Source organism: Pseudothauera lacus (assembly GCF_003034845.1).
Taxonomy (GTDB): Bacteria; Pseudomonadota; Gammaproteobacteria; order Burkholderiales; family Rhodocyclaceae; genus Pseudothauera; species Pseudothauera lacus.
In genome coordinates, this window is sequence record NZ_PZKC01000009.1 from 149817 (window position 1) to 162702 (window position 12886).

Here is a 12886-nt window from a genome sequence, read left to right on the forward strand (position 1 = left end):
GAATCTCAGTCGAGGACCAGGGCGAGCGCCACGGGCAGGAAGATCAAGGCGGCGAGGTTGCCGAGCAGCACCATTGAGGCGACCTTGCCGGGTTCCTGGTGGTAGCGCTCGGCAAAGATGTAGTTCAGCACCGCCGGCGGCAGGGCGCCGAAGACCAGCAGCAGGGCCTGTTCGCGCGGCGGCAGATCGAAGAACTGCATCACCCCCCAGGCCAGCGCCATCCCCACCAGCGGCCGCGCCAGCGCGGCAAACAGACCCGCCCCCACGGCATCGATGCGCGAATCGGCCAGGCGCACGCCGAGGGCAAAGAGCATCAGCGGGATGGAGATGTCGCCGAGCATGCGGATGGCGATCATCAACGGTGGCCAGATCTCGATGGCGGCGATACCCACCGCCAGCCCCGCCAGGGTAGCCAGTACCGACGGTACCTTCCACACCGTCCACAGGCTGATGCGGTGGTCGAGCAGCCAGGCGCCGAAGGAAAAATGCAGCAGGTTGGAGACCATGAACATCACCACCGCCGGCGCCAGAGCCATCTCGCCGAAGGCCAGCACCGCCAGCGGCAGACCGAGGTTGCCACAGTTGTTGAACATGATCGGCGGCACCAGGGTCTTTGTCGCCATCCCGCTGGCCCGCGCCAGTGCCCACGCCGCCAGCCCGGAGCCGATCACCACCACCAGCGTGGCCAGGGTCAGCGGCACGAAGTCGGCAATCCTGAACTCCTTGTTGGCCAGCGCGGCAAAGACCAGCGCCGGCACGAAGACGTCCATGTTGAGCTTGTTGGCGTGGCTGAGGTCCGGCCGCGTGCGCCGGCCGACGAGATAGCCGAGCGCGGTGATGGCGAAGAGCGGAAAGAGGATGGCGACGATGCGGATCAACATGGGCGGGCGGCCTGGGCGCGGGCGAACGCCACAGTGTAGCCGCGGGCAACCGCCCGCCCCCCGGCACAGTTGGCGGCGCATCGACCGATACGCCGCGCGCGCCGCAGCGCCTTACAGCACGTAGCGGGCGAGATCCTCGCGCTGGGAGAGGGCTTCCAGGCGCTCATCGACATAGGCGGCGTCGATGTCGACACGCTCCAGGCCGACCTTGCCGGCGTCGAAGGAAACCTCTTCAAGGAGCTTTTCCATCACCGTATAAAGGCGCCGCGCGCCGATGTTCTCGGTGCGCTCATTGACCTGGTAGGCGATCTCCGCCAGCCGCCGGATACCGGCATCGGCAAAGCTCAGGGTGACGCCGTCGGTTTCGAGCAGGGCAACGTACTGGCGGGTGAGGCAGGCGTCGGTCTGGGTGAGAATGCGTTCGAAATCCTCTACCGACAGCGATTCCAGCTCGACGCGGATGGGGAAGCGGCCCTGCAGCTCCGGGATCAGGTCGGAAGGCTTGGAGAGATGGAAGGCGCCGCTGGCGATGAACAGGATGTGATCGGTCTTGATCATGCCGTACTTGGTGGACACCGTGGTGCCCTCGACCAGCGGCAGCAGGTCGCGCTGCACGCCCTGGCGCGAGACGTCGGCGCCGTGGGCATCGCTGCGCGCGGCGATCTTGTCGATCTCGTCGAGGAAGACGATGCCGTTCTGCTCCACTGCGCGCACGGCGGCCGCCTTCACCTCCTCGTCGTTGATCAGGCGCACGGCCTCCTCGTCGGCGAGCAGCTTCATGGCCTCGGCGATCTTCAGCTTGCGCAGCTTCTTCTTGCCGCCGCCGAGATTCTGGAACATGCCCTGGATCTGCTGGGTGAGTTCCTCCATCCCCGGGGGCGCGAAGATCTCGGCCTGCATCGAGGGAGCGGCGACTTCGAGTTCGATCTCCTTGTCGTCGAGCTCACCTTCGCGCAGCTTCTTGCGGAATTTCTGCCGCGTCGCGTTATCAGGCGTCGGCTCGGGCTCGGCGTTGAAGCCCACCGCCCGCGCCGGTGGCAGCAGGGCGTCGAGGACGCGGTCCTCGGCGGCATCCAGCGCACGGTCGCGCACCGTCCGCATGGCGCGCTCGCGGCCATCCTTGACGGCGATCTCGACCAGGTCGCGGATGATGGTGTCGACGTCGCGGCCGACGTAACCAACCTCGGTGAACTTGGTCGCCTCGATCTTGATGAAGGGCGCATTGGCCAGCCGCGCCAGGCGGCGGGCGATCTCGGTCTTGCCGACCCCGGTGGGGCCGATCATGAGGATGTTCTTGGGCGTGATCTCGGAACGCAGCGGTTCGCTCACCTGGGCACGCCGCCAGCGGTTGCGCAAGGCGATGGCAACGGCCTTCTTGGCACGCGCCTGGCCGACGATGTGCTTGTCGAGTTCGGAGACGATCTCCGGTGGGGTCATCTGGGTCATGGCGGCAGCAGCGTCGTTCAGTCCAGCGTCTCGATGACGTGGCTGTGGTTGGTGTAGATGCACAGGTCGCCGGCGATCGACAGCGACTTGCGGACGATATCCTCGGGGGCGAGCTCGGTGTTCTCCAGCAGCGCGCGCGCGGCCGACTGTGCGAACGCGCCACCGCTGCCGATGGCGACGATGCCGTACTCCGGTTCGAGCACGTCGCCATTGCCGGTGATCACCAGCGAGTTGTCGCGGTCGGCCACCGCCAGCATGGCCTCCAGGCGGCGCAGCATGCGGTCGGTGCGCCAGTCCTTGGCAAGCTCGACGGCACTGCGCAGAAGATTGCCCTGGTGCTTTTCGAGCTTGGCCTCGAAGCGCTCGAAAAGGGTAAAGGCATCCGCGGTGCCACCGGCAAAACCGGCGAGGATGCGCTCCTGGTAGAGGCGGCGCACCTTGCGCGCGCTGGCCTTGATGACGATGTTGCCAAGGGTGACCTGGCCGTCGCCACCGAGGGCGACGCGATTGCCCCGTCGCACCGAGAGAATGGTGGTGCCGCGAAACTGTTCCATGGGTATCCGTCCTGCGCGGGCAGCCGGCGGCCCGCATCGTGAATTGATGCATGCCGGCCGCAGCCGGCAGTGAAGGCTCAACTGCGCAGCATCACCTGCGCCACCTGGTCCACGCCCATCACCCGCAACAGGGCCCCGACCATGGCATTGACGTTCTGCAACACCACCAGCTTGCCCTGCGCCTGCAGGGTGGCGAGGATGTTGAACAGGGTGCCGGCGCTGACGAAGTCGATGCGGCGCAGCTGCGCACAGTCCACCTCGACGGCCTGCTTGTCGGCGGCAAACGCCGCCAGCTTGCGGATGCTGTCGGCCTGCGCGCCGGTGATCACCCCTTCCAGGCGGGGACCATCGGCGCTCTTGCAGGGCGCCCCGCTGTCGGCCGCGGCACCCTGCACCGGCTGGGCGCGCGGTTCCCACGACGGCGGCGACTCCTCGAAAGTCACCGCGTAATCCACCGCCAGTTCCTCGAAGCGGTCCTGCTCGCCGGTGTACTGCAGCATCTCCAGCAGCAGCAGCCAGATCTCGCGGTTCTCTGCCTGTCCCGGGCTGACCTGGCCGGCCAGCATGTTCACCAGCTGCTGGCAGTTGAGCACCGCCACCTTGACGCGGTCGGCGGCCAACTGGCGGAGGAGGTCGAAGAACAGCTTGCAGCCGGCATCGTCCACCGCGCGCAGGCGGGCCAGATCAATGCGGATCGCGCCGCTCTTGCGGCCGATGACGCCAATCTGCTGGAACTGCGCGCTGGCCTTGCTGCTCAGGCTGCCGGCCAGATTGACCAGCGGCGCGGCATCGCCGCGGCCGGCCGTGCGCTGGCTGGAGAGATCCTCCCAGGGCGGTGGCGAGCGCTCGAAACGGGTGGCGTAGTCGAGCACGCGGGACTCGAAGCGCTGGCGCTTGCCGGTGAGACGGTAGAGGTCGAGAAGCATCATCCACAGCCCCTCGCCGGCACTGGCGGCGGGGTCGTCGATCACCGCGTCGAGAACCTTTTCCGCTTCCTCGGTATCGCCATTGGCGTAGAGCACGGCAGCTTCCTCATACACCGCACCGACGCCGGCATCCATCTCCTGCACTTCCACCAGTCCGGCACACTGGGCCAGCGCATGGGGAATGTCGCCGCCGGTAAAGTCGAGCGAGGAGAGCTCGGTAGGCGGTGGCTTGGGCTGCCCCTGGCGGGCATCGTCAGCACTGCCCCGACCGGCGTCGCGTTTGCCCACGCCGCCGGTGTCGGTAGATGACTTCCTGCCAAAGAAGGGAAGAACCACGCGCTGTCCTGTCCGTGCCGAAAAGGGTTGCAACAGCCCCGCCGCACCGCACAACGGCGGGCGAAGCGGGCTAAGAGAATAGCACCTTCGCAAACATGTTTGGAGGCCATCGCCACCCATTTCCGCTACAGGAACAGCAATTCCCCCCGTTCCGACACAGCAACTTACCTTTTGAGAGCATTTCCACCCCCTGCCACCGTCGCGCCATGCTGCACTGCGCTGCACCTCAGCTAGAATGCGCCGATGCACCTCGTACGACCTCCAGCCGACCGCCGCCCCCCTGCCCCACAGCCTCCCGGCTTCATCTGGCCGGTGCGCGTCTACTATGAAGACACCGACGCTGCCGGCGTGGTGTACTACGCCAATTACCTGCGTTTCTGCGAACGCGCGCGCACCGAATGGCTGCGTGAGGCGGGCTTCTCGCAGCAGCAACTGCTCGCCGAAAGCGGTCTCGCCTTCGTCGTACGTTCGGTGAATGCCGACTACCTCCTCCCGGCCGTGCTCGACGACGCCCTGCGGGTGGTCTCGCGCATTGCCCACCTGGGCCGCGCCAGCATCGAGTTCAATCAGCAGATCGTCCGCGGCAGCGAACGTCTGTTCGAAGCGCAGGTCACAATCGCCTGCGTGGACTGGCAGCGCCGCAAGCCTGCCGCCATGCCCCCCGAGCTCAGAACCCAACTTTCGCGACTCGCGCCAGCATGACCGTCACTCAAGACCTCTCCATCCTCAGCCTGATCGCCGAGGCCAGCCTCCTCGTCCAGCTCGTCATGGCCCTGCTGGCCGGCCTGTCGCTGGTGTCGTGGTACTGGATCTTCCGCAAGGCCTTCCAGATCCGCGCCGCGCGCACGCGCACGCTTGAGTTCGAACGCGACTTCTGGAGCGGCGGCGACCTCAATGCGCTCTATCAGTCGGCCACCGCGTCGCGCCATCACGCCGGCGGCATGGAGCGCATCTTTGAAGCCGGCTACCGCGAATACACCAAGCTGCGCGCCAAGAGCCACGACCACGACGCCATCATCGAAGGCTCACGGCGCGCCATGCGCGCCACCTACCAGCGTGAGGTGGACGACCTCGAAGCCCACCTCGCCTTCCTCGCCTCGGTCGGCTCGGTATCGCCCTACATCGGCCTGCTGGGCACCGTGTGGGGGATCATGAATTCCTTCCGCGGTCTGTCCAACATGACCTCGGCGACGCTCTCGCACGTCGCCCCGGGCATCGCCGAAGCGCTGGTGGCCACCGCCATTGGCCTCTTCGCGGCGATTCCCGCGGTCGTGGCGTACAACCGCTTCGCCCACGACATCGACCGCATCGGCATCCGCTTCGAGAGCTTCATGGAGGAGTTCTCCAACATCCTCCAGCGCCAGTTGCGCTGAGGCTGCGGAGATTTAGACGATGCGCCAGCGCCGCCTGATGAACCAGATCAACGTCGTGCCCTACATCGACGTGATGCTGGTGCTGCTGGTGATCTTCATGGTCACCGCGCCGATGATCCAGACCGGCAACATCGACGTGCCCACCGCCGGAGCGGTGTCTACGCCGCCTACCGAGGCGGTGGTGATCGCCGTCGACGCCGATCGCAGCCTGTCGGTCCGCGCCACCGCCAACGCCGCCGAACGCAAGCTCACCGATCTCGAGTTCCAGCGCTTCCTCGCCGAGGCGCTGGCCGCCAACCCCGAGCAGACCTTCCTTATCGCCGCCGACAAGACCCTGCCCTACCAGACCGTCATCGACGTGCTGGAGGCGGTGCGCCGCGCCGGGGTCAGCAAGGTCAGCCTGCAGACTGCCGCCAGTGGCAACGGGCGATGAACTGGGCCATCGAACAACGCCCGCAGCCGCCCGGCAAGTGGGCCGCGCTGCTGCTCACGGTAGCCGTGCACTCGGCCCTGGCGGCGTTCCTGTTCTTCGGCCTGCGCTGGCAGAGCGAGACCCCCGGCAGTCTGGAGGTGACGCTGGTCAACGCCCCGGCGCCCACCCCCGCGCCGCGACCGCAGCCGGCACCGCGACCGCAGCCGCCCAAGCCGGTCGTGGAACCGCCGAAACCTGCCCCGCAACCACCCCGGCCCGCTCCCGAGCCCCCCAAGCCTGCACCCCAACCCGCCCCGCCGCCGGAAGTGGTGACGCGCGCCCCCGAGCCGCCGAAACCGGCCCCGCGTCCGCAGCCGCAACCGGAACCGCCCAAGCCCGAGCCGCCGAAACCCGAACCCCGCCCGCAACCGGCGCCGCCGCAGCCGCGGCCGGCACCTCAGCCCCAGCCGGCGCGCGACGACTACATGGAGCGCCTGCTCGCCGAAGAGGCCCAGCGTGCGGACATGGAGCGCGTGCTGCGCGAGAGCGAGGCGCGCGCCGCCGCCGCACGCTCGGCCGCCCAGCTCGACGCCTACCAAGCTGCCATCCGCGCCAAGGTGCGCGGCAACCTGCTGCCCCCGCCGGGCCTGCAAGGCAACCCGGAGGCCATCTTCATGGTCGACCAGCTGCCTTCCGGCGAGGTGCTCAGCGTGCGCCTGCGCCGCTCCTCCGGCATCCCGGCCCTGGACGACGCCATCGAGCGCGCCATCCTGCGCTCCAGCCCCTTGCCGCTGCCCGAGAACCGCGCCTTGTTCCAGCGTACGCTCGAACTCAAGTTCAGACCTCTTGAGAACGACTGATCGCGACAGTTGATATAGAATTCAAAGCCATAGCCGCCATGATCAAGCTCATTTCGACCCTTCGCCTCGTCCTCGCCAGCCTCCTTGCCGGCGTGGCCCTTGCCGCCCAGGCCCAGCTCAGCATCGAGATCACTGGTGCGGGCGCCACCCGCATGCCGGTGGTGGTGCCCATCTTCGAGAGCGAAAGCGCCCTGCCGCGCGGCATCACCGACGTCATCCGCGCCGACCTCGAACGCAGCGGCCTGTTCAGCATGGTGGACGTCGGCCCCATCGCCCTCTCCGCATCCACCGTGCCCGATCTCGCCGGCTTCCGCAGCCGCGGTGCCGACGCCGTGCTCACCGGCACCGTGGTGGCCCTGCCCGGCGGCCTCTTCGAAGTGCGCTTCCGCCTCTACGACGCCCAGCGCCAGACCGAGCTCGGCGGCCAGGCCCTGCGCATGGCGCCGCAGCAGAATCGCGCCACCGCGCACCGCATTGCCGATTTCGTGTACGAGAAGCTCACCGGCCAGCCCGGCTACTTCTCCACCCGCATCGCCTACGTGGTGAAGAGCGGCGCGCGCTTCGAACTGCAGATCGCCGACGCCGATGGCGAGAACCCGCAGGCCGCGCTGGTCTCGCGCGAGCCGATCATTTCGCCGTCGTGGGCGCCGGACGGCCAGCGCCTGGCCTACGTTTCCTTCGAAGCCAAGAAGCCGGTGGTGTACATCCACACCCTGGCCAGCGGACAGCGCCAGGTGGTGGCCAACTTCAAGGGCTCCAACTCCGCGCCGGCGTGGTCGCCGGACGGCCGCCAGCTTGCCGTGGTCCTGACCAAGGACGGCCTCTCCCAGCTCTATCTGATCAATGCCGACGGCTCCGGAGTACGCCGCGTCGCCTCCTCCAGCGGTATCGACACCGAGCCGGCCTTCTCGCCCGACGGCCAATGGATCTACTTCACCTCCGACCGCGGCGGCAGCCCGCAGATCTACCGCATCCCGGTGGCCGGCGGCAACGCCCAGCGCATCACCTTCGACGGCAGCTACAACGTCACCCCGCGCCCTTCGCCGGACGGCCGCAGCCTGGCCTACATCACCCGCCGCGACGGCCGCTTCCAGGTCGCCCTGCTTGATCTCAACTCGCGCCAGACCCTGGTGCTGACCGATTCAGGCCGTGACGAATCCCCCTCCTTCGCCCCCAACGGCCGCATGATCCTCTACGCCTCCGAGAGCGGTGGCCGCGGCGTGCTGGCGGCGGTGTCCGCCGACGGCCGGGTGCGCCAGCGCCTTTCGGTGCAGGCCGCCGACGTCCGCGAACCGGCCTGGGGGCCGCTGCCGCGCCCATGACGGTTTTTCCCGTAGCACCCTCACAGTCAACAACCATCCATCGTTCCAGACCGAACCGGAGATCCTTCACATGAAGAAGCTCGTCCTTCCCGCCCTGCTCGCCGCCCTGCTCGCTGCCTGCAGCAGCAGTGGCCCCACCGAACCGCAAGGTGCTGCCGTCGTCGACCGCAGCGGCGCCGGCGTCGCCACCGTGACCACCCCCGAAGTGAGCGGCGCGGGCATCGCCGCACTCACCGACCCCAACAACATCCTCTCCAAGCGCAGCGTGCATTTCGATTTCGACCAGTTCGTAATCAAGCCCGAGTTCCGCCCGCTGGTCGAAGCCCACGCCCGCTTCCTGGTGCAGAACCCGCAGATGCGCATGCTCATCCAGGGCAACACCGACGAGCGCGGCAGCCGCGAGTACAACCTCGCCCTCGGTCAGAAGCGCGCCGACGCCATTCGCAGCGCCCTGACCATGCTCGGCGCCAGCGACGCACAGATCGAATCGGTCAGCCTCGGCGAAGAAAAGCCGCGCTGCACCGAGCGCACCGAAAACTGCTTCGCCGAGAACCGTCGCGGCGACATGCTCTACTCGGGCGAGTTCTGATGATGAGGGGCCTCGTACCGCTGGTAGCGCTGCTCGCGCTGCCGACCATGGCCTCCGCCCAGTTGTTCGGGGGCGGAGAGACCCAACGTCAGGTCGCCGAGCTGCGCGAACAGGTCAACCAGCGGCTCGAGGCCACCAGCAGCGCGCAGTTCGAACTGGCCAGCCAGAACGAACTGCTGCGCGCCGAGGTCGCGCGCCTGCGCGGCCAGGTCGAAGTACTGATGCACGAGTTCGAACAACTGCGCGTGCGCCAGCGCGATTTCTACGTCGATCTCGACGACCGCCTGCGCCGCCTTGAGAATCCCGGCGGCGCCCAGGCCAGCGGCGGCGGCGGCGATCCCGCCACCGAAGCGGCCGAGTACGAAGCCGCGCTGAACCTGCTCAAGGGCGGACAGTTCCGCGAAGCGATGCTCGCCTTCGAGGCCTTCACCAGCGCCCACACCGCCAGCGCCTACCTGCCCAGTGCCTTCTTCTGGGCCGGCAACGCCGCCCTGCAGGCCAAGGAAGTTTCCGCTGCGGCCAATCACTTCAACACCGTGCTGGCACGCTGGCCTTCCGACACCGTCGCCGCCGACGCCATGCTAGGCCTGGCCAACAGCCAGCAGGCGCTGGGCGATGGCCGTGCCGCGCAGCGCACGCTGCAGGCCGTGGTCGAACGCTACCCCGACAGCACCGCCGCGCAGGCCGCCCGCCAGCGCCTGGGCATGCGCTGAGGCTCCGACGCCGACATGAATGCCCCGGACGGGCGCAGCCCGCGGCTGCGCCTGAGCGAGATCTTCGCCTCCATACAGGGTGAATCCACCCGCGTCGGCCTGCCGACGGTGTTCGTGCGCCTCACCGGCTGTCCGCTGCGTTGCGTGTGGTGCGACACCGAGTACGCCTTTCAGGGCGGCGAAACGCGCAGCATCGACGATATCGTCAACGCCGTCGCCACCTTCGGCCTGCGCCACGTCTGTGTCACCGGTGGCGAGCCACTGGCGCAGAAGGACTGCCCCGCACTGCTGCGCGCGCTGTGCGACGCCGGCCATGCGGTATCGCTGGAGACCAGCGGCGCGCTCGACATTGGCGCGGTCGATGCGCGGGTCAGCCGCATCATGGACCTCAAGGCCCCGGGCTCCGGGGAGGCGGCGCGCAACCGCTGGGAGAACCTCGCCCTGCTGCGCCGTGGCGACGAGATCAAGATCGTCCTCGCCGGCGAGGACGATTACCGCTGGGCCTGTGAGCAGATCGCCGCCCACGATCTCGCCGCACGCTGCGAGGTGCTGCTGTCGCCGGTCGCCGGCCAGCTCGACCCCGCCAGCCTTGCCGAATGGATCGTCCGCGACCGCCTGCCGGTGCGCTTCCAGCTGCAGCTGCACAAGGTGCTGTGGGCCGACGCCCGCGGCAAATAGACGGCATCCGGGCACGTCAGCGGAGGTCGGCGATGGTGCTTTCCGCTGCGGGATCACTAAAATGACGGCCTCGCCACCGCCACCTCTCCGCTCATGAACGACACCCCGCGCGCCATCGTCCTGCTCTCCGGCGGCCTCGATTCCGCCACCTGCCTCGCCATCGCCCGCGACATGGGCTTCGAGTGCTACGCCCTGTCGGTGGCCTACGGCCAGCGCCACGTCGCCGAGCTGAGCGCCTCGCGGCGCGTCGCCGAAGCGCTCGGCGCCCGCGAACATCGCCTCGCGCGCGTCGAACTGGGCCAGTTCGGTGGTTCCGCGCTCACCGACGCCTCCATCCCGGTCCCCGAGGGTGAAGAAGTCAGCAGCGGCATCCCGGTGACCTACGTACCGGCGCGCAACACAGTGATGCTGTCGATCGCGCTGGCTTGGGCGGAGGTGCTGGGCGCCAACGACATCTTCGTCGGCGTCAACGCCGTCGACTACTCCGGCTACCCCGACTGCCGCCCCGACTACATAGAAGCCTTCGAGCGCATGGCCAACCTCGCCACCAAGCGTGGCGTGGAAGGCGCCCGGCTGCGCATCCACGCCCCTCTGATCGCCCTCAGCAAGGCCGAGATCATCACCCGCGGCAGCGCCCTCGGGGTCGATTACGGCCTCACCGTGACCTGCTACCAGGCCGATGACAGCGGGCGTGCCTGCGGACGCTGCGAGGCCTGCCGGCTGCGCCGCGCCGGTTTCGCCAGCGCCGGCATCGCCGACCCCACCGCCTACCAGACACTGCCCTGAGAGGCCAGCGGCGCATCCCCGTGGCGCGGATGCAGCTATTAACCCGGCAATCAAATACCGTTCGGGCTGAGCCTGTCGAAGCCCGGTCGGCACGAACGCCCTTCGACAAGGCTCTCCTGAGCGTAGCCGAAGGGCTCAGGACGAACGGTAGTGACTATTTCATTGCCGGGTTCATAGCTGCATTTCTCACACCGTCCCTACTGCGGGTGCCGATACGCTCGCCGTGGCAGGCCGTACTCCCTCGCGCCGCCTCGACGTAGTGTCAGCTGCGCCCTCGGCGCCGCTCGCTCCGTGCGGCGCACCACGACGGCGCCTCGACCCCCTCGCGACGTGCCAGGGTGAGAAATACGGGCTAGAATCCGCCGCACTCCCCCATCGCGACTGCGCACACCATGGACGAACACATCGTCGCCGCCTCCACCATCGCCTGGCTGGCCTTCGGCCTCGGGGCGGTGTTCGGCCTGATCGGCAACAAGACCAACTTCTGCACCATGGGCGCGGTCTCCGACATCGTCAACATGGGTGACTGGACGCGCATGCGGATGTGGATGCTGGCCATCGCCGTGGCCATCTTCGGCACCGCCGCGCTGCAGTTCGCCGGCCTCTTCGACGTCAGCCACTCCATCTACACCGGCAGCAAGCTGATCTGGTTCTCCAACATCCTCGGCGGCCTCGCCTTCGGCGTCGGCATGACGCTGGCCTCGGGTTGCGGCAGCAAGACCCTGATCCGCATCGGCGGCGGCAATCTCAAGTCGCTGGTGGTCTTCGTCTTCCTCGGGCTGGCGGCCTACATGACCATGCGCGGCCTGTTCGGCGTCTGGCGGGTGCGCTGGCTCGACAGCGTCGCCGTCGACCTCGACAGCGGCCAGGACATCCCCAGCCTGCTCGCCGCCGCCGGCATGGCGCCGGACACCGCGCTGCTCGCCGCCGCCGGGATCATCGGCGGCGCCCTGCTCATCGCCGCCCTCGCCAGTCGCGAGAGCCGCAGTGCCGACGTCCTGCTCGGCGGCGTAGTGGTCGGCCTGGTGGTACTCGCCGGCTGGTACGTCTCCGGCCACATCGGCTACGTCGAGGAGCACCCCAACACCCTTGAGGAAGCCTTCATCGGCACCAACAGCGGGCGCGCCGAATCCTTCACCTTCGTCGCCCCCATTGCCTACACGCTGGAGTTGCTGATGCTGTGGAGCGACACCAGCCGCATCGTCACCTTCGGCATCGCCAGCGCACTCGGCGTGATCGCCGGCTCGGCGCTCTACGCGCTGGCCACGCGCAGCTTCCGCATCGAGAGCTTTCGCGACCCCGCCGACCTCATCCGCCACATCGTCGGCGCCATGCTGATGGGCTTCGGTGGCGTCACCGCCTTCGGCTGCACCGTCGGCCAGGGCATCACCGGCTTCTCCACCCTGGCGCTGGGCTCCATCCTCACCACCGTCGCGCTGATCGCCGGTGCGGCGATCACCATGAAGGTGCAGTACTGGCTGATGATGCGCGAAGGCTGAGAGAAGGGCCTTGCTTGACGTGGGTGCGGGCTTCTTCTAGAATGCGCCCCTCTTCGGCGGGTCGTTAGCTCAGTTGGTAGAGCAGCGGACTTTTAATCCGTTGGTCGCTGGTTCGAGCCCAGCACGGCCTACCAGCCGCTCTATCGTTCGGGTAGAATCCGGCAGAAGAAACGGGGGTATAGCTCAGTTGGTAGAGCAGTTGACTCTTAATCAATTGGTCCTAGGTTCGAGTCCTAGTGCCCCCACCAGATACCCAAAAGGCCAGCTCAACGAGCTGGCCTTTTGCTTTGCAGGCGGGGATCGCTTGCACAGCTATTAACCCGGCAACGAAATACGCTATTCCGTTCGCCCTGAGCTTGTCGAAGGGCGTTCGTGCCGACTGGGCTTCGACAGGCTTGTATGGTCTATACCGGCTCTTTTACTTCGTAGGAGGAAGGCGAGGAGCCGGGGTGGAGGGACATCGACTGGCATCGGCAGCGGGGCCGCTGACCGACTCCCTGAGACGTCTCCC

Annotated in this window: 14 protein-coding genes and 2 tRNA genes; 12 read left to right on the plus strand and 4 right to left on the minus strand. The window is 67.8% G+C overall.

The window, feature by feature from the left end; genetic code table 11:
• Positions 1 to 5: 5 nt before the first annotated feature.
• From C8261_RS12040 to C8261_RS12055, 4 genes are all read right to left on the minus strand, one after another.
• Positions 6 to 881 (minus strand): AEC family transporter, encoded by an 876-nt coding sequence (locus tag C8261_RS12040; RefSeq protein ID WP_107493966.1) that lies wholly within the window; start codon positions 879 to 881, stop codon positions 6 to 8.
• 111 nt (positions 882 to 992) lie between these two features.
• Positions 993 to 2327 (minus strand): ATP-dependent protease ATPase subunit HslU, encoded by a 1335-nt coding sequence (hslU, locus tag C8261_RS12045; RefSeq protein ID WP_107493967.1) that lies wholly within the window; start codon positions 2325 to 2327, stop codon positions 993 to 995.
• A 17-nt stretch (positions 2328 to 2344) separates the two neighbouring features.
• A complete protein-coding gene (gene hslV / locus C8261_RS12050) occupies positions 2345 to 2881 on the minus strand; it encodes an ATP-dependent protease subunit HslV (protein ID WP_107493968.1) in 537 nt (178 codons plus the stop codon).
• Between the two features lie 77 nt (positions 2882 to 2958).
• On the minus strand, positions 2959 to 4095 hold the full coding sequence (locus tag C8261_RS12055) for an STAS domain-containing protein (RefSeq protein WP_235864911.1): 1137 nt from the start codon (positions 4093 to 4095) through the stop codon (positions 2959 to 2961).
• 291 nt (positions 4096 to 4386) lie between these two features.
• Between C8261_RS12055 and ybgC the strand changes: the two genes are divergently transcribed.
• The 12 genes from ybgC (at position 4387) to C8261_RS12115 (ending at position 12623) form a co-directional block, all read left to right on the plus strand.
• Positions 4387 to 4845, plus strand: a complete 459-nt coding sequence (gene ybgC / locus C8261_RS12060) for a tol-pal system-associated acyl-CoA thioesterase (RefSeq protein WP_181358938.1) — start codon at positions 4387 to 4389, stop codon at positions 4843 to 4845.
• On the plus strand, positions 4842 to 5516 hold the full coding sequence (tolQ, locus tag C8261_RS12065; RefSeq protein WP_107493970.1) for a protein TolQ: 675 nt from the start codon (positions 4842 to 4844) through the stop codon (positions 5514 to 5516). Before ybgC ends, tolQ begins: the two co-directional genes overlap by 4 nt.
• A 19-nt stretch (positions 5517 to 5535) precedes the next feature.
• A complete protein-coding gene (tolR, locus tag C8261_RS12070; protein ID WP_107493971.1) occupies positions 5536 to 5949 on the plus strand; it encodes a protein TolR in 414 nt (137 codons plus the stop codon).
• Positions 5946 to 6788: an energy transducer TonB gene (locus tag C8261_RS12075; protein ID WP_107493972.1), complete on the plus strand. Its 843-nt coding sequence runs from the start codon at positions 5946 to 5948 to the stop codon at positions 6786 to 6788. The genes tolR and C8261_RS12075 overlap by 4 nt, the downstream gene beginning before the upstream one ends.
• A gap of 38 nt (positions 6789 to 6826) precedes the next feature.
• Positions 6827 to 8110 (plus strand): Tol-Pal system beta propeller repeat protein TolB, encoded by a 1284-nt coding sequence (tolB, locus tag C8261_RS12080; protein ID WP_107493973.1) that lies wholly within the window; start codon positions 6827 to 6829, stop codon positions 8108 to 8110.
• Positions 8111 to 8180: 70 nt separating this feature from the next.
• Positions 8181 to 8699: a peptidoglycan-associated lipoprotein Pal gene (gene pal / locus C8261_RS12085; protein ID WP_107493974.1), complete on the plus strand. Its 519-nt coding sequence runs from the start codon at positions 8181 to 8183 to the stop codon at positions 8697 to 8699.
• Positions 8699 to 9412, plus strand: coding sequence for a tol-pal system protein YbgF (ybgF, locus tag C8261_RS12090; RefSeq protein ID WP_328588081.1), 714 nt, complete (start codon positions 8699 to 8701; stop codon positions 9410 to 9412). The genes pal and ybgF overlap by 1 nt, the downstream gene beginning before the upstream one ends.
• A gap of 15 nt (positions 9413 to 9427) precedes the next feature.
• Entirely contained in the window at positions 9428 to 10090 is a 663-nt protein-coding gene (queE, locus tag C8261_RS12095; RefSeq protein WP_107493976.1) for a 7-carboxy-7-deazaguanine synthase QueE, read from the plus strand.
• 93 nt (positions 10091 to 10183) lie between these two features.
• Positions 10184 to 10876, plus strand: a complete 693-nt coding sequence (queC, locus tag C8261_RS12100) for a 7-cyano-7-deazaguanine synthase QueC (protein WP_107493977.1) — start codon at positions 10184 to 10186, stop codon at positions 10874 to 10876.
• 392 nt (positions 10877 to 11268) lie between these two features.
• Positions 11269 to 12375, plus strand: coding sequence for a YeeE/YedE family protein (locus C8261_RS12105; RefSeq protein ID WP_107493978.1), 1107 nt, complete (start codon positions 11269 to 11271; stop codon positions 12373 to 12375).
• Positions 12376 to 12433: 58 nt separating this feature from the next.
• Positions 12434 to 12509: transfer RNA gene (locus tag C8261_RS12110), tRNA-Lys, on the plus strand.
• A gap of 38 nt (positions 12510 to 12547) precedes the next feature.
• Positions 12548 to 12623 (plus strand) — tRNA-Lys (locus C8261_RS12115).
• Positions 12624 to 12886: the final 263 nt, after the last annotated feature.